Annotated in this window: 18 protein-coding genes; 14 read left to right on the top strand and 4 right to left on the bottom strand. The window is 54.1% G+C overall.

Translation table 11 applies throughout. The annotated features are described in order from the left end of the window. Positions 1 to 55 precede the first annotated feature (55 nt). The 10 genes from D9980_RS12285 to D9980_RS12240 all read left to right on the top strand — a co-directional run bounded on the left by D9980_RS12285 (position 56) and on the right by D9980_RS12240 (position 9314). The gene (locus tag D9980_RS12285; protein WP_024485095.1) at positions 56 to 793 is read left to right on the top strand and encodes a heme ABC transporter permease; all 738 of its coding nucleotides are present in this window, start codon (positions 56 to 58) and stop codon (positions 791 to 793) included. Then, complete coding sequence (gene ccmD, locus D9980_RS12280; protein WP_065683034.1) at positions 790 to 1041, top strand: heme exporter protein CcmD; 252 nt, start codon at positions 790 to 792, stop codon at positions 1039 to 1041. Before D9980_RS12285 ends, ccmD begins: the two co-directional genes overlap by 4 nt. Then, positions 1038 to 1532: a cytochrome c maturation protein CcmE gene (ccmE, locus tag D9980_RS12275; protein ID WP_024485093.1), complete on the top strand. Its 495-nt coding sequence runs from the start codon at positions 1038 to 1040 to the stop codon at positions 1530 to 1532. The genes ccmD and ccmE overlap by 4 nt, the downstream gene beginning before the upstream one ends. Beyond that, positions 1529 to 3499 carry a heme lyase CcmF/NrfE family subunit gene (locus D9980_RS12270; protein ID WP_121607432.1) on the top strand — a complete coding sequence of 657 codons (1971 nt, stop codon included), beginning with the start codon at positions 1529 to 1531 and terminating at the stop codon, positions 3497 to 3499. Before ccmE ends, D9980_RS12270 begins: the two co-directional genes overlap by 4 nt. After that, positions 3496 to 4047 (top strand): DsbE family thiol:disulfide interchange protein, encoded by a 552-nt coding sequence (locus tag D9980_RS12265; RefSeq protein ID WP_021178627.1) that lies wholly within the window; start codon positions 3496 to 3498, stop codon positions 4045 to 4047. Before D9980_RS12270 ends, D9980_RS12265 begins: the two co-directional genes overlap by 4 nt. Continuing rightward, positions 4044 to 4511 (top strand): cytochrome c-type biogenesis protein, encoded by a 468-nt coding sequence (locus tag D9980_RS12260; protein WP_021178626.1) that lies wholly within the window; start codon positions 4044 to 4046, stop codon positions 4509 to 4511. The genes D9980_RS12265 and D9980_RS12260 overlap by 4 nt, the downstream gene beginning before the upstream one ends. Then, positions 4511 to 5725, top strand: a complete 1215-nt coding sequence (gene ccmI, locus D9980_RS12255) for a c-type cytochrome biogenesis protein CcmI (RefSeq protein ID WP_121607431.1) — start codon at positions 4511 to 4513, stop codon at positions 5723 to 5725. The genes D9980_RS12260 and ccmI overlap by 1 nt, the downstream gene beginning before the upstream one ends. 34 nt (positions 5726 to 5759) lie before the next feature. Then, positions 5760 to 6521, top strand: coding sequence for a phospholipid-binding lipoprotein MlaA (mlaA, locus tag D9980_RS12250; protein ID WP_024485089.1), 762 nt, complete (start codon positions 5760 to 5762; stop codon positions 6519 to 6521). A gap of 327 nt (positions 6522 to 6848) precedes the next feature. Beyond that, on the top strand, positions 6849 to 7475 hold the full coding sequence (locus D9980_RS12245) for an OB-fold-containig protein (RefSeq protein WP_162304261.1): 627 nt from the start codon (positions 6849 to 6851) through the stop codon (positions 7473 to 7475). A 51-nt stretch (positions 7476 to 7526) separates the two neighbouring features. Beyond that, positions 7527 to 9314: a flotillin family protein gene (locus tag D9980_RS12240; protein WP_238393711.1), complete on the top strand. Its 1788-nt coding sequence runs from the start codon at positions 7527 to 7529 to the stop codon at positions 9312 to 9314. An 80-nt stretch (positions 9315 to 9394) separates the two neighbouring features. On the opposite strand, the gene fadL is transcribed toward D9980_RS12240, so the two are convergent. After that, complete coding sequence (gene fadL / locus D9980_RS12235; protein ID WP_121607428.1) at positions 9395 to 10717, bottom strand: long-chain fatty acid transporter FadL; 1323 nt, start codon at positions 10715 to 10717, stop codon at positions 9395 to 9397. A gap of 407 nt (positions 10718 to 11124) precedes the next feature. Between fadL and D9980_RS12230 the strand changes: the two genes are divergently transcribed. The 4 genes from D9980_RS12230 (at position 11125) to sixA (ending at position 15987) form a co-directional block, all read left to right on the top strand. Further along, complete coding sequence (locus tag D9980_RS12230; RefSeq protein ID WP_021806065.1) at positions 11125 to 11421, top strand: YfcZ/YiiS family protein; 297 nt, start codon at positions 11125 to 11127, stop codon at positions 11419 to 11421. A 198-nt stretch (positions 11422 to 11619) separates the two neighbouring features. Further along, positions 11620 to 12933, top strand: coding sequence for an acetyl-CoA C-acyltransferase FadI (gene fadI / locus D9980_RS12225; RefSeq protein ID WP_121607427.1), 1314 nt, complete (start codon positions 11620 to 11622; stop codon positions 12931 to 12933). Continuing rightward, positions 12930 to 15098, top strand: a complete 2169-nt coding sequence (gene fadJ, locus D9980_RS12220; RefSeq protein ID WP_121607426.1) for a fatty acid oxidation complex subunit alpha FadJ — start codon at positions 12930 to 12932, stop codon at positions 15096 to 15098. Before fadI ends, fadJ begins: the two co-directional genes overlap by 4 nt. A gap of 406 nt (positions 15099 to 15504) precedes the next feature. Continuing rightward, positions 15505 to 15987 (top strand): phosphohistidine phosphatase SixA, encoded by a 483-nt coding sequence (gene sixA / locus D9980_RS12210; RefSeq protein WP_024485082.1) that lies wholly within the window; start codon positions 15505 to 15507, stop codon positions 15985 to 15987. 56 nt (positions 15988 to 16043) lie between these two features. On the opposite strand, the gene D9980_RS12205 is transcribed toward sixA, so the two are convergent. From D9980_RS12205 to smrB, 3 genes are all read right to left on the bottom strand, one after another. Then, a complete protein-coding gene (locus D9980_RS12205) occupies positions 16044 to 17705 on the bottom strand; it encodes a ShlB/FhaC/HecB family hemolysin secretion/activation protein (protein ID WP_121607425.1) in 1662 nt (553 codons plus the stop codon). A 162-nt stretch (positions 17706 to 17867) separates the two neighbouring features. Beyond that, on the bottom strand, positions 17868 to 19970 hold the full coding sequence (locus tag D9980_RS12200; RefSeq protein WP_121607424.1) for a filamentous hemagglutinin N-terminal domain-containing protein: 2103 nt from the start codon (positions 19968 to 19970) through the stop codon (positions 17868 to 17870). A gap of 454 nt (positions 19971 to 20424) precedes the next feature. Further along, the gene (gene smrB, locus D9980_RS12195) at positions 20425 to 20955 is read right to left on the bottom strand and encodes an endonuclease SmrB (RefSeq protein ID WP_021806058.1); all 531 of its coding nucleotides are present in this window, start codon (positions 20953 to 20955) and stop codon (positions 20425 to 20427) included. Positions 20956 to 21118: the final 163 nt, after the last annotated feature.

Here is a 21118-nt window from a genome sequence, read left to right as displayed (position 1 = left end):
TTCTGCCATCAGGGAGCGGCTACCGAATGATTTCTTACCGTGAGCAATGACGACAATGTGGAAATGGTTACATCAATTTGCCAGGCCGGAACGGCTGTACCATGTCTGTGGCCGCTTTGTCCCCTGGTTGGGGATAGCGGGCGCCATCTGTCTGCTGGTCGGCTGGGTGTGGGGCTTTGGTTTCGCACCTAAAGATTATCAACAGGGTGACAGCTTCCGTATCATGTACATTCATGTTCCGGCGGCCATCTGGTCGATGGGCATTTATGGCTCAATGGCGATAGCGGCGTTTATCGGCCTGGTCTGGCAGATGAAAATGTCCGATACCGTGGTCGCGGCCATGGCTCCGGTCGGCGCGGTGTTCACCTTTATTGCACTGGTCACCGGATCTGCCTGGGGCAAACCGATGTGGGGCACCTGGTGGGTGTGGGACGCACGCCTAACCTCGGAGCTGGTGTTGCTGTTCCTTTATATGGGCATCATTGCGTTGTATAACGCTTTCGACGATCGCCGCCTGGCCGGACGAGCCGCCGGTATTCTGGTGCTGGTGGGGGTGATCAACATTCCGATTATTCACTTCTCGGTCGAATGGTGGAATACCCTCCACCAGGGCTCAACCAATATGCAGCAGAGCATTGCGCCAAGCATGCGTTACCCGCTGCGTTGGGCGATCTTCGGTTACCTGTTGTTCTTTATTACGCTGACCTTGATGCGCCTGCGCAACCTGATCCTTTTCCAGGAACGTCAGCGCCCTTGGGTCGCCGAATTGGTTAACAAGGAGCGTCAGTCATGAATGCTGCATTCAGTTCCTGGCAGGCGTTTTTCGCCATGGGCGGTTACGCGTTTTACGTTTGGTTGGCCGTGGCCGCAACTCTGCTTTCCTTGCTGGGGCTATTGGTCCACACCCTGTGGCAGCGCAAGCAACTACTGGCCGAGGTCAGCCGCCAAGCATCACGTGAACGGCGTATCCGTCAGTCACAACAGTCAAAGCAAGCAGCGGCCACACCGCAGTCTGTTAACTCGCGGGAGAAATCACAGTGAATCCACGTCGTAAAAGCCGCCTCTATCTGGTCGTTGTCGTACTGATTGGCGTTGCGCTTACCGCTACGCTGATGCTGTATGCCTTGCGCTCGAATATCGACCTGTTCTATACCCCGAGTGAGATCCTGCAAGGCAAGGGCGAAAAACATGAAAAGCCGGAGGTGGGCCAGCGCCTGCGTATCGGTGGCATGGTGATGCCTGGTTCGGTCAAACGCGATCAGCAAAGCCTGCAGGTGAGCTTCAAGGTCTATGACGCCCGCGGGGCCATCGAAGTAACCTACAACGGGATTTTGCCGGATCTGTTCCGTGAGGGGCAGGGCGTAGTGGCACAAGGCGTGTTGGGGGAAGGTAACGTGGTCAATGCGCGCGAAGTATTGGCCAAACACGATGAAAAATATACGCCACCAGAAGTTGCGGATGCCATGAAAGAGAATCATAAAAGCCCGGCCGCTACCTATAGCAATTCGCCGGACGAGGGCAACAAGTCATGATGCCGGAACTCGGAAGTTTTCTGCTGTGCCTGGCGTTGGCGATTTCGTTGCTGCTGAGCATTTATCCGCAATGGGGAGCGGCGCGCCATGATACGCGCATGATGGCGGTAGCCCGCCCGTTAACCTATGGCATGTTTATCACCATCGCCCTGGCATTTGCCTGCCTGGTGTATGCGTTTATTACCAATGATTTTACCGTCTCCTATGTAGCAGCCAACTCCAACACCAAGCTACCGGTGTATTACCGCATTGCGGCAACGTGGGGAGCGCACGAAGGTTCCCTGCTGCTGTGGGTGTTGCTGCTGAGTTGCTGGTCACTGGCTGTTGCCATATACAGCCGTGCAATGCCGCAGGATGCCGTGGCGCGTGTGTTGTCGGTGATGGGGATGATCACCGCCGGGTTCTTGCTGTTCATCATTATGACCTCCAACCCGTTTACCCGCACCTTGCCGAGTTTCCCGATCGACGGGGGCGACCTTAACCCGCTGTTGCAGGATATCGGGCTGATCTTCCACCCGCCGTTGCTGTATATGGGCTACGTGGGGTTCTCGGTGGCCTTTGCCTTCGCCATTGCCTCACTGATGGCCGGGCGGCTCGATACTGCTTGGGCTCGTTGGTCGCGTCCGTGGACTACGGCGGCCTGGGTCTTCCTGACCATGGGCATCGTGTTGGGGTCAGCATGGGCTTACTATGAGCTGGGCTGGGGCGGCTGGTGGTTCTGGGATCCGGTCGAAAACGCCTCCTTTATGCCTTGGCTGGCCGGTACGGCCTTGATGCACTCGCTGGCGGTCACCGAAAAACGCGGGACCTTCAAAGCCTGGACGGTGCTGCTGGCGATCACTGCCTTCTCCCTGTGTCTGTTGGGCACCTTCCTGGTGCGTTCTGGCGTACTGGTTTCCGTTCACTCCTTTGCCTCCGATCCGGCGCGCGGGATGTTTATCCTCGCCTATCTGGTGATCGTGATTGGCGGCTCGCTGTTGCTGTATGCCGTGAAGGGCGGGCAGGTGCGTAGCCGGGTGCAGCATGAAACCTTCTCGCGGGAAACCTTCCTGTTGGGCAACAACGTCTTGCTGATCGCCGCCATGCTGGTGGTGCTGTTGGGGACCTTGTTGCCGTTGGTGCATAAACAGTTGGGGCTGGGCAGTATTTCCATCGGCGAGCCTTTCTTCAACACCATGTTTACCTGGCTGATGGCACCGCTGGCGCTGCTGCTGGGCATCGGGCCGTTGGTGCGCTGGCGTCGTGATGAACCCACCAAGCTCTGGCGTCGCCTGGGCGTGGCGCTGGTGATCACGCTGGTGCTGTCAATCCTGCTGCCTTGGCTGCTGCAAGACAGTATCGTCGGCATGACGGTGGTTGGGTTGATCATGGCCATCTGGGTGATCCTGTTGACCCTGATGGAGCTGCACGAGCGAGCCACCCATCGCCACGGTTTCTGGCAGGGGCTCAAACACCTTTCCCGTAGCCATTGGGGCATGGTGTTAGGCCATCTGGGCGTGGCGGTCACGGTGATTGGGATCGCTTTCAGCCAAAACTACAGCGTTGAGCGTGATGTGCGCATGAAGGCCGGTGATAGCGTGGAAATTCACGACTATCGCTTCATCTTCCGCGACGTTCACGATATCCGCGGTTCAAACTATACCGGCGGAGTCGGGATTATCGATGTTACCCGCAACGGTAAGGCAGAAGCCACCTTGCGTGCGGAAAAACGCTATTACAGCGTGGCGCGCAGCATGATGACGGAAGCCGCCATCGACGGTGGCCTGACGCGCGATCTGTACGCCGCGTTGGGTGAAGAGCTGGACGATGGCTCCTGGGCAGTGCGGCTTTACTACAAACCTTTTGTCCGCTGGATCTGGTTCGGTGGGGTGTTTATGGCGATTGGCGGCGTGTTGTGTATTCTCGATCCGCGCTATCGCATGAGCAAAAAACTCAAACGTGAAGCCAAACAAGGGGGGCAGGCATGAACCGCAAACTGTTATTTATTCCGTTAATCCTGTTCCTGCTGTTAGTGGTGGCTTTGTTGGTGCAGCTGACGCGTAACGCCGGCGGGGAAGATCCCACCATGCTGGAGTCTGCGCTGATTGGTAAACCGGTGCCGACCTTCAAGTTGGAATCCCTGGAACATCCAGGTAAAACCTTCGATCAGGCGGTGCTGCGCACGGGCAAACCGATATTGCTTAACGTGTGGGCGACCTGGTGCCCCACCTGTCGGGCGGAGCACGAGTATCTCAATACTCTGGCGGCCAAAGGCATCCGCGTAGTCGGGCTAAACTATAAAGACGATCGCCAGAAGGCGGTGGTTTGGCTCAATCAGTTGGGTAACCCTTATGCGCTGAGCCTGTACGACGGCGATGGCATGCTGGGACTCGATCTCGGCGTGTATGGCGCACCTGAGACCTTCTTGATCGACGGTGAAGGTATTATCCGCTACCGCCACGCCGGGGACATGAACGAGCGTGTCTGGCAGCAGGAAGTGTTACCGCTGTACCGTAAATATGGGGGCGACGCATGAGGCTGATAACCTTACTGGTGGCGGCATTGCTAAGCTGGAGTGCTGCTGCTGCCATCGATACCTACAAATTCAATTCGGTAGAGCAGGAACAGCAATACCGTGAGTTGACCGAACAACTGCGCTGCCCTAAATGCCAGAACAACAGCATTGCCGATTCCAACGCCATCATCGCGGCGGATATGCGCACTAAGGTGTATGAGCTGATGATGCAGGGGCAAGACAAGCAGCAGGTCATCGACTATATGGTGGCGCGCTACGGTAATTTTGTGACCTATGAACCCCCGGTGACGCCAGCAACCTTGATCTTGTGGGTCGGGCCGCTGCTGTTTGTGCTGATTGGCGGGGCGGTGGTGATACTGCGTACCCGTCAACGTCGGGCGGGCGTAGTCAACGAGGAATTCTCCGAGCAGGAGCAGCAGCGTCTTGCGGCGTTGTTGAAAGAGACTGACAGGAAGAAACCCTAATGGCTTTTTGGCTGATAATTATAGTGCTGTTGGTCGGTGCGAGCGCGTTGCTGGTCGTACCCGCGATGCGCCAAGGCAAAGAAAGTACGGCGGCCAGCCGCGATACGCTCAACAAGGCGTTCTACCAGGATCGCCTTGACGAGCTGGCACAAGATGAAGATCAAGGGGTAGTTGCGGAACGCCCGGAGCTGGTCAAAGAGCTGCAACAGAACTTGCTGAACGATATTCCTGGGCAACCGGATGAGCAGCCTGCACGGCCCATCAATCGTTGGGCTTTAGTGCCTGGCGTGATGGTGCTGGTGGTGGTATCGGTTGGCTTTTATCTGAAAACCGGCGGTTTGGCTCAGGTTATGGCCTGGCATCAGGTAGAATCCCAAATGCCAGAACTGCGCGCGCGGGTGGCCAATGAGCGTGCCCAACCGCTGAGCATGGAAGAGATCGCCCGTCTTGGCTTGGGCTTACGCACCTCGTTGCAGGACGATGACAGGAATCTGAACGACTGGATGATGCTTGGCCGTGTCGGGATGGCGTTGAATAATGCCACCACTGCGACCCAGGCCTTTGCTCATGCTTACAGCCTGGATCCGAGCAATATGGAAGTGCGCCTAGGCTATGCCGAAGTGCTGACGCGCTCTGGCGATCCGGAAGACAACAAGCAGGCCACCGCGATGCTGCGTACCATGGTGGCAGAAGATCACACTAACGTGCGCGTCCTGAGCCTGCTGGCGTTCAACTCCTTTGAGCAGGGCGATTACCAACAGGCGATCGGTGCCTGGCAGGTAATGTTGAAACTGTTACCCGCCGATGACCAGCGTGTTGCAGTGATAAAGCGCAGCATTGAACAAGCAAAAGTTCAGGTGGGCGCAGAAACTGTTAAACTCTCCGTCACTGTCACGCTGTCGCCAGAGGCGGCAAAAGCATTACCACAACAAGGAACGCTGATCGTTTCGGTTACCGATGGAACCAACCCGGTGCCGGTAGCGGTTAAGCAATTGCCACTGAGTCGTTTCCCGCTATCATTCACATTGGATGACAGCAACGCCATGATGCCTGAGCGTCTGCTTTCCGCTCAGCAGAAGGTGAAGGTGCACGTCAGGCTTTCACAGGATGGTCTGGCAACGCCGCAGGCGGGCGACTGGTTTGGCGATAGTACGCTGCAAGCCTATAGCGGCAAGGAACAGGTCAGCGTTCAGATTGATAAACAGGTTCCCTGATAAAAAGAATCCAAGGGTTTTCATGGAGAAATATATGAACTTTCGCCTGACTGGGCTGGCTTTCGCAACGGTGTTATTGGTAGGCTGTGCCAGCTCGCCTGGTGACGATCCGCAAGGGCGTTCCGACCCTCTTGAAGGGTTTAACCGGGCGATGTTTAACTTCAACTATAACGTGATGGATCCCTACGTGCTGCGCCCGGTCGCGGTGGTATGGCGCGATTACGTCCCGACGCCTGCGCGTAATGGCTTGAGCAACTTTACTTCCAACCTGGAAGAGCCAGCCAGCATGGTGAACGAATTTCTGCGTGGTAATCCTTATCAGGGCATGAAGCACTTCAACCGTTTCTTCCTCAACACTCTGTTGGGGATGGGCGGGCTGATCGACGTGGCCGGTATGGCCAACCCGAAACTGGCGCGTGAAGAACCACGCCGCTTCGGTGGCACCTTGGGGAACTACGGCGTCGGTTACGGCCCGTATGTCCACTTACCGGTCTACGGCAGCTTCACCATTCGTGAAGACGGTGGCGACTGGGCGGATAGCGTTTATCCGGTGCTGAGCTATCTCACCTTCTGGATGTCGGCGGGTAAATGGGTAGTGGAAGGGGTTGAAACCCGTGCTCAACTGCTGGATTCCGATGGGTTGCTGCGCAACTCTTCCGATCCCTATGCGATGATGCGTGACGCCTATTTCCAACGCCATGACTTCCTGGCGAATGGCGGAGTGCTCAAGCCGCAGGAAAACCCGAATGCCAAGGCGATCCAGGGCGATCTGGACGAGATCGACTCTGCCAACTAAAGATTAGGTTTTTTTCAGCTTATCCTGCGGTGAATAGCGTTTGAAAAAGGATCCCGGAAATTTAGGGATCCTTTTTTTATGCAAATGATAATCATTTTTACTGAGGATTTTCTGGGATGGTGGGGCAGTAAATGCTAAAATCTGCGCCAGGCGACTGCCGCTGGTTACATGGAAGGCAGAGCCCGTGGCTTGGTAACCGACTGGTGTGGAACAAGGATCGTTTATAGCGGATTACAGCATCACCTTTTACCGCGTTTTGTACCCTCTTTCCTGCCGGTTTTCTGCTGCCGCGATATTTTCGCTGTGATGCGCACGGAGAACGCCAATATGGACCTACTTTCTTCAGGCAATGCCCCTTTCTTGATCGCTCTGCTCCTGCTGCTGTTTATCGGCGTGCTGGAAACGCTGGCGGTGTTTCTCGGTGCTTCTCTTTCCAGCCATTTCGATGCAGCTATAGACTCCCATCCGGATATTACCTTGGGTGAGAACGTTTTCGCTCATGGTCTGAGCTGGCTGCATATCGGGCGCTTGCCGCTGCTGGTCATCATCGTGCTGTTTCTCGGCGGTTTTTCACTGAGTGGCCTGATACTGCAATGGTTGGCAGGCGGTGAACTACCGGTGTGGCTGGCGGTGATCGTTGCCTTTATTGTCGCAGTATTCAGCGTGCGCTGGTGTGGCCGTGGCATTGCTCGCTACTTGCCACGTGACGAAAGCAGCGCAGTTTCCACAGACAGCTTTATTGGCCGGATGGCAATTATGACCAGCGCAACGGCTACGGTTGGCTCCCCGGCAGAAGCCAGGTTGACTGACGAGCATGGGCGTACCCATTACATTTTGATCGAGCCGGATGAGGAGGATGTCGCCTTTGTGCGTGGAGCCAAGGTGCTGGTTACGGCGCGCATCTCCGGATCCCGATTCAGCGGCAGCGCCAACCCTTGGCCGGACCTGCTGTGAACACGGTTTTAACGGAATTATTTTGATAATGCTTATGGAGAGGTAACCCTGGTGATAATTAGTGATGGTCTTACGTTTTGGGGTTCGATTGCGGGTGGCATCTTTGTTGTCCTGCTGATCATCGGACTGATTTTTTCACGCCTGTATCGCCGCGCCTCGGCGGAACAGTCGTTGGTGCGTACCGGTCTGGGCGGGCTTAAGGTCGTGCTGAGCGGTGGTGCTATCTCCCTGCCGGTGTTTCATGAGATTGTTGAAATCAACATGAAGACCCTGAAACTGGAGGTCAGCCGTGCCATGCACGACAGCCTGATCACCAAGGACAGAATGCGCGTCGACGTGGTGGTGGCATTTTTTGTCCGCGTGCAACCGACCATTGAAGGGATTTCCACTGCCGCACAGACTTTGGGCCAGCGTACGCTGTCACCGGAAGATCTGCGCCAACTGGTGGAAGACAAGTTTGTCGACGCCTTACGCTCCACCGCAGCGCAGATGACCATGCAAGACCTGCAAGACACGCGCGAAAACTTCGTGCAGGGCGTGCAGAGCACGGTATCTGAAGATCTGGCGAAAAACGGCCTGGAGCTGGAAAGCGTATCGCTGACCAACTTTAACCAGACCTCGAAAGAGTATTTCGACCCTAACAACGCCTTCGATGCTGAAGGTCTGACCAAGCTGACGCAGGAAACCGAACGCCGTCGCCGCGAGCGTAACGAAGTTGAGCAAGACGTGGAGGTCGCAGTACGCGAGAAAAACCGCGATGCCATGTCACGCAAGCTGGAGATCGAGCAGCAGGAAGCCTTCATGTCGCTTGAGCAGGAGCAGCAGGTCAAAACCCGCAGCGCCGAGCAAAGCTCCCGGATCGCCACCTTCGAAGCGGAACGCCGCCGCGAGGCCGAGCAGAGCCGCATTTCCGCCGAGCGCCAGATTCAGGAGGCGGAAATCGAGCGTGAGCAGGCGGTACGGACCCGTAAGGTAGAGGCGGAGCGTGAAATCCGCGTCAAAGAGATCGAGCAGAATAAAGTCACGGAAATGGCTGCCATCGAGCAGAAAAAAGTGACGGAAATTGCCGAACAGGATAAGGCCATCGCCATTGCTGCCAAGTCTGAGCAACAGTCCCAGGCCCAGGCGCGCGCTAATGATGCGTTGACCGAAGCGGTGAAAGCGGAGCAAAACGTGGAAACCACGCGCCAGACCGCCGAAGCCGATCGTGCTAAACAGGTTGCTCTGATCGAAGCCCGTCAAGGGGCGGAAACCGAGGCGATGCAACTGACGCTGAAAGCCCGTGCGGAGAAAGAGGCGGCTGAATTGCAGGCTGCTGCCATCATTGAACTGGCCGAAGCCGCGCGTAAGAAAGGCTTGGCAGAGGCGGAAACCCAGCGCGCGTTGAACGAAGCGGTCAACATGCTTTCCAGCGATCAGACCAGCCTGAAGTTCAAACTGGCGTTGCTGCAGGCACTGCCGGCGATTATCGAGAAGTCCGTTGAGCCGATGAAGGCTATCGACGGCATCAAGATCCTGCAGGTTGATGGGTTGAACCGTTCTGGCGGTGCTGCAGGTGCGACGGCGGCTTCGGTCGGCGGCGGCAACCTGGCCGAGCAGGCGATGTCTGCCGCGCTCGCTTACCGCACGCACGCCCCGGTTATCGATTCCCTGCTCCAGGAAATCGGTATCAGCGGCGGTTCATTGCAGGCGTTGACCGCGGCTTTACCCCAGGCGCAGCCAGTTGCTCCGTTGGCAGAGCCTGACGCTGTAGTCGTGCAGGAAGAAATTACGGACCAAAAACCGGAGTCGTATGCACCGCCAACTGAGCACAGCATCACGACGGTAAGCCTTTCCTGAGTTACGACTGGATGGGGTTAATAGAATAAAAAACGGCGGGATTATCCCGCCGTTTTTACGTCTCTGTTTAGGAAGACAGATTAGAAACGGTAGTTGAAGCCAGCACCGTACAACCAAGCTGAACCCTTAGATTCGAAGGTGTATGGGCCTTCGTTGATAGTCACTTTCTGGCCGTGCATGTAAGACACCCCGACGTCGACAGACGCATCTTTATTGAACGCGTAAGTGGTACCGGCGCTGATCCAGGTGCGATCTTGATCCGGGATCGAGATAGAGCGGTTTTCCGCAGGTACCGGGCTATCGTCGAAGGCGATACCGCCACGGAAGGTCCAGTTATCGTCGTAGAAGTAGGTAGTACCCAGCGCGATGCGGTAAGCATCACGGAAGCCTTCATGCTTCTGGAACAGGGTGTTACCGTTGCTGTCGGTCGCTTTCAGCTCCTGGAACTGGCTCCAGCTGGTGTAGGCCATGCTGTAGTGGATCGCCCACTGTGGTGCCACTTTGTTATACCCGGAAACTTCCCACATTTCTGGCAGATTCAGGGTCAGAGAACCTGGGACGTTGTTGCCGTCGGTTCCCATTGGCAGGCCAAGTTTGCCGAGCAGAGGATTAAAGGCAGAAGGCAGGCTGCTTCTGTAGTCACCGTCAAAGTCGATTTTCACTTCAGAACGGTAGGTAAAGCCGTAGCGGTTGTTTTCATCCACTTCATACAGCACGCCCGCGTTCCAGCCATAGCCCCATTTATTGCCTTCCAGATGAGAAATCTGGGTATCAGCAGGGATTTGAGCTACCTGGCCAGCCAGCGCCGGAGGCAGTTGTCCTGAACCTGCGATCAGCAGTGGTAAATCACCGGCGTAGCGATCGATTTTGGCTTTGGCATACACCGCATCAAAGCCCAGACCGAAGCTGAAGTGTTGGTTCAGACGGTAAGCGGCGCTCAGGTTGATATTGGCGGTAGTCAGGTCGGTAGTACCGCCGACGGAGCCAGCGGTGTAGCCTTCGTTGTATTCGGTGGCCAGGCCATAGTTGCTGGTCACGGAAGCGCCGACTGCCCATTGGTCATTCAGCGGTTGAATGTAGTGCAGGTTGGGTACCCAGGCGGTCGGGGCAATGTTCTTCGCATCCAGGCTGCGGCCTGAAGGTGAGGTGCCGGTAATGTTAACGTCTGGGTCAATAAAAACGGCGCCCGCAGTGAGAGAAGGGCGGTCAAACATCATCATGGTTGCTGGGTTACGACTTGCCGAGGCAGCGGTATCCGCCATTGCGCCTTCGCCAGAATAGGCTCGCCCTAAACCAGCCGCCGAAAACTCGTTCAGCTGGAATCCTGCGGCATATACGTTTGAAGAAATAATTGCCACTGCAGCTGCGAGAGCTGATTTAGTGAATAGGTTTTTCTGGCTCATGACCAAAACCTCATTTTATGTGTTTATTATTTAAACAATGTTACACAAAGTAACATGGAGCGCGCGATTGTAGGGTCCGTTATCAATCTGACAAATCAGACCAGTGGCTGAATTATAGGTCCGACCTGTTAAGATGTTGCAAGTTTGTTTTTGAAATATTTCCAAATTGATATCAGAAAAGAGATCCACATAACAAAAAACGACCGATACATAACAAAACTCTTATGTTTTTTTACCAGGTGGCGATTTAGTTATGTGATTTCCGTCACTTAAAATGCTTACAAAAAGTAAGGCTAGTGATTGGCAAGCCCGAGGAGTAAAATAAACACAGAATTTTGTTTATTTGCGCCAGATCATAAATGGCTATTTGGGCGAGCTTAACCGCGGCCCGTGAGGAGATTTCAACTATGTCAGATGCAATCAATAAATGTAACGCTCAGGAAACTGCGGCCTGCTGCTGTGTCGATGTCGGAACCGTGATGGATAACACCGATTGCACCGCTTCCTACAGCCGAGTGTTTGCCAATCAGCAAGATGCAGAGCAAACCCTGGCAGCACTGACTGAAAAGGCGCGCGGCGTGGAGTCCGATCCTTGTGACATCAGCAGTAGCATTAAACCGGTTGACGGCGGCGTGCAACTGGATGTGGATTTCACCTTCTCTTGCCAGGCAGAAACCATGATCTTCCAGCTCGGCCTGCGTTAATCCCGACCCGATCCCGTAGGGGCGTAATATGCGCCCCTGCTGGTATCCGCACCGCTTTACCCCCTACCAGAAAGTTGCTCCCGCTCTCAGTTTTCACTTCTACCGGTTTGCCAAATGTAAACATTTGGTTAACAATGACCTCATCAGGTCAGACCTCTTTTTGTCCGTTGTGTTGACGGCCTCTCTTCAGGAGCGTTTATGAGTAAGGCATTGCCGCTGGTTACCCGTCTCGGCGACCGTATCGCCATCGTTCAAGGGCTGCGTACCCCTTTCGCCAAGCAGGCTACCGCTTATCACGGTATACCTGCGGTCGATCTTGGCAAGACTGCGGTGAGCGAGCTGCTGGCGCGTAGCGGCATCGATCCCGCCCTGATCGAGCAATTGGTATTTGGCCAGGTGGTACAAATGCCTGAAGCGCCTAACATTGCGCGGGAAATTGTGCTTGGCACCGGCATGAGCGTACACACCGATGCCTATAGCGTTTCACGTGCCTGTGCCACCAGTTTCCAGGCGATTGCCAACGTGGCGGAAAGTATCATGGCTGGCAGCATCAGTGTTGGCATTGCCGGTGGGGCGGATTCTTCCTCTGTGCTGCCGATTGGCGTTAGCAAGGCGCTGGCTCGCACATTGGTTGACGTCAACAAGGCCCGCACGCTGTCACAGCGCCTGAAGCTGTTCAGTAAGCTTAAGTTCCGCGATCTGATGCCGGTGCCACCCGCCGTGGCGGAATACTCAACCGGTCTGCGCATGGGGGATACCGCCGAGCAAATGGCGAAAACCCACGGCATTACTCGCGAGCAGCAGGATGCCTTGGCACACCGCTCGCATCAACTGGCCGCCAAAGCCTGGGAGCAGGGGTTGTTGCGCGATGAAGTGATGACCGCCTATGTGCCGCCGTATAAAACCCCGCTGGCCGAAGACAACAACGTCCGCAAAGATTCCAGCCTGGAGTCTTATGCCCGCTTAAAACCGGCATTCGATCGCCGCCACGGTACCGTCACGGCCGCCAACAGTACGCCACTGACCGATGGTGCGGCAGCGGTGCTGATGATGAGCGAATCCCGTGCTAAAGAACTCGGCCTGGAGCCTCTAGGCTACCTGCGCAGCTTCGCCTTTGCCGCCATTGATGTGTGGGAAGATATGCTGCTCGGTCCTTCCTATGCCACCCCGTTGGCGCTGGATCGTGCTGGTATTACCCTGGCCGACCTGATCCTGATCGATATGCACGAAGCCTTTGCGGCGCAAACGCTGGCCAACCTGAAAATGTTCGCCAGCACCGAGTTTGCCCAGCAGAAGCTGGGGCGTGAGCAGGCGATCGGTGAGGTGGATATGGAAAAATTCAACGTGTTGGGTGGCTCCATCGCCTATGGCCACCCGTTCGCCGCGACCGGCGCGCGCATGATCACCCAGACTCTGCACGAGCTTAAACGGCGCGGTGGCGGTTTGGGGCTGGCCACTGCCTGCGCGGCCGGGGGCTTGGGAGCGGCGATGATCGTGGAGGTGGACAAATGAGTTTCGAGAACGCATTGCACGAACAGCGTGCCAAGCCTTCGGCATTTCATCTGACCTTACGCCCGGACAATATTGGCGTGATCACCATCGATGTGCCGGGGGAGAAGGTCAATACGCTGAAGGCGGAGTTTGTTGAGCAGATCAACGACGTGCTGCTCAAGGCACAGCAGCTTGCCACCCTGGAAGGCTTGGTGATCCTGTCCGGCAAGCCAGATTCCTTTATTGCCGGTGCAGATATCACCATGATTGCCGCGTGCCATACGGCTCAAGAGGCACAGACGCTGGCGAAGAAGGGGCAGAGCACGCTGGCACAGATTGCCGCGTTCCCTGTGCCGGTGGTTGCCGCCATTCACGGTGCTTGCCTTGGGGGCGGGCTGGAGTTGGCACTGGCCTGCCATAGCCGCGTCTGCTCGCTGGATGACAAAACGGCGCTCGGCCTGCCGGAAGTCCAGCTAGGCTTGTTGCCTGGCTCTGGTGGCACTCAGCGCTTACCTCGCCTGATTGGTGCCAGCAAAGCGTTGGATATGATGCTGACGGGCAGACACGTTCGCGCGCGTCAGGCGCTGCGTATGGGCCTGGTGGACGAGGCCGTACCGCAATCCATTCTGCTGCAAACCGCCATTGAGCGTGTAAAACAGGGTTGGAAATCGCGCCGTGCGTTACCGTGGCAGGAACGCCTGCTCAACGGTCCGTTGGGCAGAAGCCTGCTGTTCAGCATCGTGCGTAAGAAGACCCTGGAGAAAACCCACGGTAACTACCCGGCAGCGGAACGTATTATTCAGGTGGTGCGCACCGGTCTGGATCAGGGCAGTGCCAGCGGCTATGAAGCGGAGGCCCGCGCCTTCGGTGAACTGGCAATGTCGCCACAGTCTGCCGCATTACGCAGCCTGTTTTTTGCCTCTACGGCGCTGAAAAAAGAGCGCGGCGGGGATGCTCAGCCCCATGAATTACAGCGCGTCGGCGTACTTGGCGGTGGTTTGATGGGCGGCGGTATCGCCTGCGTCACGGCGACCCGTGGTGGGCTACCGGTGCGCATTAAAGATGTGAATGAGCAGGGTATCAACCATGCGTTGAAATACACCTGGGATCTGTTGGGCAAACGGGTACGTAGCAAACGCATGCGTCCGGCAGAGCGTCAGAAACAGATGATGCTGATTTCCGGCAGCACCGATTACAGCGGTTTTGAGCGGGTCGACATCGTGGTGGAGGCCGTGTTTGAAGATATCGCGCTCAAGCAACAGATGGTGGCCGATATTGAACAGTATGCCGCACCGCATACCGTATTCGCCTCCAACACCTCATCATTGCCGATCGGCCAAATTGCGGCGCAGGCAGCCAGGCCGCAGCAGGTTATTGGTCTGCACTACTTTAGCCCGGTGGATAAAATGCCGTTGGTCGAAGTGATCCCGCATGCCACTACCAGCGAACAAACCATTGCCACCACCGTTGCTCTGGCCCACAAGCAGGGGAAAACGGCGATCGTGGTCGCCGATCGCGCTGGTTTTTACGTCAACCGTATTCTTGCCCCTTATATTAATGAGGCGGCGCGTTGTCTGCTGGAAGGCGAGCCGATCGAATCGGTGGATAAGGCTTTGGTCGATTTTGGTTTCCCTGTGGGCCCCATCATGCTGTTGGATGAAGTGGGTATTGACGTCGGTACCAAGATTATCCCGATCCTGACGGCGGAACTGGGGCCACGCTTTGCCGCTCCGGCAGCGTTCGACGCAGTGCTGAAAGACGGCCGCAAAGGGCGCAAGAATGGCCGTGGTTTTTATCTGTATCCAGCCGAGGGCAGCAGGTCACGCCAGAAACGCAAGAGCGCAGACAGCAGCATCTATCCGCTGCTGGGTATCACCGCCAAGGCGCATATTCAACATGCGGTGATCGCCCAACGCTGTGTGATGATGATGCTTAACGAGGCGGCGCGTTGCCTGGATGAGGGTGTGATCCGCAGCGCACGTGACGGTGATATCGGTGCGGTGTTTGGCATTGGTTTCCCGCCGTTCCTTGGTGGCCCGTTCCGCTATATGGATGAGCTGGGCGCAGAGAAGGTGGTAAAAACCCTGCGCTATCTGCAACAGCAATACGGTGAATATTTTGCTCCTTGTGAACGCCTGCAGCGCATGGCTGAGCAGGGGGAACGCTTCTATCCGCAAGGCAGTTAACCAGCATAGCGGCCCGGTTTGCGCTACAGTTTGATCAGGGCCGCATTGTGATCGCCATCACTCCTTGCAATTAGGGCAATCCCGGATGCTGTACAGGGAGATTGTGGAGGGGTAACGTAGCGTTTTGGTGGGTGGCTCACTCAGCGCTACCAAAAATTTCATAGCAACAAGGTTAAAATTTAACCCGTTGAATTGGTTGTTATGTCAGCGATGAATTTGTGTAAGGGCGCAAATGTTGTAAAAAACAGCGTTTTCTTTACGCGAACTTTCAGGCAAAATGCCCGGCCGCCATAGAGAGACGGCGCGTTATCGTTTGAAGCAGGCCTGTGTTCTTGAGTGCAACTCGGCGATACAGCACGCTCGGCGTTTCTGTATAGCGTTATTTTGTCAACAACAGCGGTGCAATATGCAAGTTTTGATTATGCGTCACGGAGAGGCGGCACTCGATGCAGCCAGCGATGCGGTAAGACCTCTTACCGTTTGTGGCCGTGATGAGTCACGTCAGATGGCGGCCTGGTTGAATACCAAGTCTGTGGATATTGAACGAGTGCTGGTCAGCCCCTATTTGCGGGCCGAGCAGACGCTGGAAACGGTACGCGAAGCGTTAACGCTGCCGGAAGGTGAAGAAGTGCTGCCGGAGTTGACTCCAGGGGGCGATGCTGGGCTGGTGAGCTGCTATCTGCAGGCGCTGGCGAAAGAGGGCATCGGTGCGGTGCTGGTGGTTTCCCATCTACCGCTGGTGGGTTATCTGGTGGCCGAGCTGTGCCCTGGGGAATGCCCGCCAATGTTTGCTACCTCCGCCATCGCTAATGTCGAGCTGTCCGAGGATGGCAGCATTGGCAAGTTTGAATGGCAGGTTGGCCCGTCACAGGTGATGGCCAAAGTCTAGGCTGGTTCCCACCCTCAAAGGGCGATGATAAACATCGCCCTTTGTCATTAACGCCATCAAAATTGCCATTGCAATGTAAAGCCGAGGTTGACCGGGCTGGTGGCGAAATTATCGGGCTTGGACAGCGGCACCCCAACGAAGGCGTCATAACCAACCGCTTTTACCCTCCCGCGAATACCGGCAACGCTACCAAGCAAGTGACCATCGGCAAAGTCGTTACTACCGTCACCTTTCACCCGGCCATAATCCATACCCAAGTATAATTGCTGCCCCAATTTTGGCAGGTTCAGGTTCAGGTCATTGCGCAGGTAGTAGCCCTTATTGGCCATCATATTCATTTCACCGTCAAAACCACGTACGGTCCAGCGGTTACCGATACTGAATTGATCCTGAGTGGTCAGGCGGTCCGGACTATATTGCTGGCGAAAGCGGGATTGATAACTCATTGAGAGATCTTGTACCGTAAATGGCGTATAGGTGCTGATATCCAGGTTGACGATACGGCTTGACGGAGCGCTGTCCACCGGTCTTTCGGCACCAAACCAGGCGGTATCACGCTGATAGCTCAACATGGCATCGACAATGGACTGGCCGACGTAGTGGCGGTGATTGAGCTCAACGCTCCAGTTGGCCATATTACGCTTTTGTAACTGCAGTTCCGTATCGTTCAGGTAAAAATGCGAGTTACGCTTGAGGACTTGAAAGCTGAGCGTGTTTTTCTGGCTCGCGTTGCGATACAACAGGCGATTCACTTTTAAGCTAAGGTTGCGATACTTGCCGCGGTAGGAAAAGTCGGTATAGATGCCATGGATATTTTGTACATATTCGCTGCGGCTGGCGTATAAATCCAATGACCAGAAGCCGTAGGGCACCGAGTAGTACAACGATCCGTTATTAGAATGACGGCTCGATTGGAACTGCAAGTCACGACCAGCAGAAACGTAGAACAGATCGTTCATCGAGGTCGGGTTATCAATATATAAAGCCAGGCCGCTTTGATAGCGGCCAGTTTGTTTACTGCCTGAATCATCCAGCCAACCGCCTAAACGCCAGAATGAGGGTTGTTCACGGGTTATTTCCAGGTCGGATTCACCCGGCTTACTGCCTGGGTGGAGTGAAATATTGGCAACGACATCAGGAATGTGCTGCATGTTTTCCAACCCCTGCTCAATAGCGCGCAGATCCAGCAGATCCCCTTGGCTGCCAGGGAAGGTGGTATGCAAGTTGACGTACTTATCGCTGTCGTCCGTTAGCCTGACGTTGCCAATGGTGCCGGGCAGGATATCCAGAGTGAGAAGCCCCTCTGCCAGGTTTTGCTGAGGGATCATTACCCTGGTAGTGATATAACCATGCCCAATCAGGTTATTTTGTATGGCGGTTGCGAGCGCTTTCACCCCTTGGATCCCAAGGCAACGCCCCTGCGCCTGTTCTGTCAGTTTGCGCAAGGGTATCCAATGGGGGATCTTGTCGTCTTTGTTCAGTTCAACCCGTTGTAGGGTGAAGCAGGGTTGTTCTTCAGGAAAATCAATGCGGGTACTTAGACCACCGTTGTCAGAGGAGCGAACGTCTTTACCTACGGTTTCCAATTGGTTGTAGCGTGCTTTTTCCTGTTCCTGCTGGTGGCTCATTTGCTGTTCAATAAATTGGCCATTTTCAGCTGCCTGAACCAGTGGAGTGAGAATAAGTAATAGCCAAGCATTGGGAGAGCGAAAACGCATGTTAACTTCCTTATTAATATGATTTTTCTTAAATCAGACGCGGTGCGGATATAGATAAAAAAAGAAAAACAGCTGATGGCCATTGTTAACATGGCTATCAGCTTGTTATTACCTATCTCGCGATGCTAATAGATGTGATAGGGGTTCAGCATGAGCACTGGATTAGCGCTTGCTATGGATTTCTACAGTATTGTCTGAGATCAGTTTGCCGTAATTACTGAATTTCCCATCAGTACTGACCTTGATCTTGTTTTTGCCAGCCAAGGTCCCTTGATTATAGAAGCTGCCATCGACCTGCTGACCACCGGAAAGCGGGCCGCGCTTCATGTTGATCTCTAAAGTATCACCGGCCTCAATGTTTCCAGCGGTGCTGGCCGATGAGCCATTATCTAAACGTGAGGCATTAACCACCAGATTTTCGGCAGCAATCATATTGCCATTGTGATTACCCATGCTGGCCGCACTCAGCGTGATGTTTTTATCGCTCCCAATATGCCCATGTTTATTGGCTATGAGATAGTTAGGGGTGATGGTGATATCACCATGAGAAGCGATGACACCATACTCATTATTGAGTGAGGAGCTTAAGTTTAGGTTCATGTCACCACCGCTGAATACTCCGTATTCTTGGAGCGGATTGTGATAAGCACTATTAACCAGACGGGCGGCTTCGATATTCAAGGCTTCTTGAGCCATGATTTTACCTGAGTTGTTTTTAATCTCTGACGCTTTTATAGCAATGTTGCCTTCTGCCAGAATTTCACCCTGGGTGTTATTCAGCTCAGAGGATACGTTAATAACAACGTCATCCCTGGTCTGGACGAGACCGTATTGACTGCTCATCTTGTAGGCATTCAGAGTCACGCAGCAGTTGGCCTCAATAATCCCCCTGTCGTTGAAGAGGGTGTTAGCGGTATTAATCGTCACACCACCAACATCTGATACAATTCTCCCCACGTAGTTATTCACACCATACTTGGCATCCAGGGTGACATCGTCCACGGCACTGATGATACCGCTGCTGTTCTTGATTGAGGAGCCTTTGGTGCTAACAGTGATACCCTTTCCAGCGCTGAGTTCACCATTATCATTATCGACCCCTACATTTGAAGATAAGGCTGCGGAACTGTCGATGTTGATATTGCCATCGGCCACCATGGTCCCCTTGATGTTTCTCACGTAAGAGCTTTTAATGTCAATATCATTGCCAGCTTCAAGATAACCACCTGGGCTGTTTATTACGTATGTATTGTTGTTACTAGGGGTTAATACCACCCTGATATCTTTTTGGGCAGAAATAGTCCCCTTATTGGTGAGTGAACCATTCATGTTCATGACAACATCACCAACAGAAGCGGCGAGGGTGCCAGCGTTGTTCACACCCACGCCATTCCCGGTACCGATCAGCGTAATTTTGTTGGCGTACATGCCGCCCAGGTTGGAAACGTCAAGACCTATGCCAGACTGACGAGCAGCAGATAGCAGGGTGGCTTTGGTGTTGTCGCTATTAACGCGGTTTTGGCCATAAGTGACCCGTAGATCCTGAGCCTGCACGTCGGCGTTAATGGCAACGGTGTGGGCAATTAAATCGGTATAGTTGGCGCTGGAACTTTGCAAGCCATCGCCAGTAATGGTAATTTTACCTTTGTTGACAACGTAGTCGAGGACGCGGCCATTAGCCACCGAGGCCTTGCCAGTGGTCAATGTCGCACGATTGGCGTTGATGAAACCGCAGCCGTTACAGGTAATCCCCGATGGGTTGGCAATAATAACCTGTGCATTCTGGCCTGCTACCTCAATCATACCGTTGAGTTGGCTGGCTTTAGCGGAGTTGACTTCATTGAGGATAACGTTAGCGGCACCTTTGGCCATATTCTTGTTGCCGTTAATGGCACCCGCTACTTGTGTCGTTGAATTTTGTGCGCTGTTATTTAGCACCACTCCACCACGGTCTACGTCAAACTGGTTATAGATATTGTGAGAAACGCCCCCTCTGCCGGGCTTATTAATCTCGATAACCGTACCGCCTTTGATTGAACTGGCTCCGAGCGATGGGCCACCTGGGGCGGAAACGATAGTGGCTTGGGCAACGGTTACTCCCTGTAAGGCCAGCAGGCTAAAGAAACAAATTGGCGAAAGTTTGGCAAAAAACGGCTTCTGTTTGTTTTTTAGGGTCATAATATTATTTCCTATAATATTTGAAATGCAAAGGCTATCAATATTGATAGCCGAACTGGTGAAAAAAGGCTTTGCAGCCAACTTCATTTCTGTCAACCATGAGGGAACATCCCCAAGTTGTGCAGGAGGTATAGGCTATTATTTGATTAACTCAAGGTGCTATATTTGCCATGTGGCTATTTGTAGCAATTATTAACTGCGCATAACAATTTTATGCGCTTTATCTGCGTATAACAAAATGCGCATTCTACTTACAATATCCCCCTTGTCTACTTTTTGGCGTTAATACAGGATCTTTCTCGTAAATTTCAAATCACATCAATGATTTTTGTTTTAAGTATATTTAAAACAAATGTTTTTATTTGAAATTAACGCTTAAAAGCGCTTGGTGTACTTAAGCGGGTATGGTATTAGGGAGAGAGCTTAAGTTTTTACCAAGATGGGTAGGGGCTATTTCGTCAAGGTCGTTCTCAACTCATTGCCCCCTTATTGGAATCGTCACTGCGGATTATTTGGCACCGCTAAGTGCCTTTTTATGTCGCTATTCTGCCAGTTCGATCAACAGCAGTATGGCTGCGTTACCGCCCCATTCTTTGGGTGCCTGGTGGAAAGCCAGCACGTCCGGATGTTGCGCCAACCACAACGGCGTTTGCTGCTTGAGGATGTGTTTGCCGTGGCCATGCATCACGCAGGCACAATGCACGTGCTCACGCTTGCAGGCGGCGATCATCGCCCCTAGTTCCTGCTTGGCCTGCATCTGCGTCAAGCCATGCAAATCCAGGAACAGATCCGGCACGTAATCCCCGCGGCGCAGTTTCTTCAACTCATAGTGGCTGTAGCCGGGGCGCACATAGCGCGTTGGGCCCTCATCTTCCAACTGCGGCTGAAACTCATCGGAAAAGTAAAAGCTGGCATCCACCTGTTCTTGCAACAGGCGCTGCGGCGCGATCTGCTTGGTTTTCATTTTAGGTTTTGGGTGGACGATGGTGTCCTGCGGTAGCTTCTTTGCTCCAGCTACCGACTCTCTAAAGAGCAATAATTCATCTTTGCTCAGAGGGGGCTTATTCTTCATTATTCGCTCGTCGCCTATCATTTATCGCGCTAGTTTACCTGCTCGAAGGTTTCTGTCGACGCAAAACTGGCACTGAATGCCAACCAGAATGCTGCTACGCTGCTATTGCTGCTGATTTGTCGCAGGCTTCATGGCAAACTACGGGGCTAAATCATGAATCATC

It is taken from the genome of Serratia sp. 3ACOL1 (assembly GCF_003668775.1).
Taxonomy (GTDB): domain Bacteria; phylum Pseudomonadota; class Gammaproteobacteria; order Enterobacterales; family Enterobacteriaceae; genus Chania; species Chania fonticola.
The sequence above is the reverse complement of the archived record's forward strand: the minus strand, read 5'-3'. Positions and strand labels throughout refer to the sequence as shown.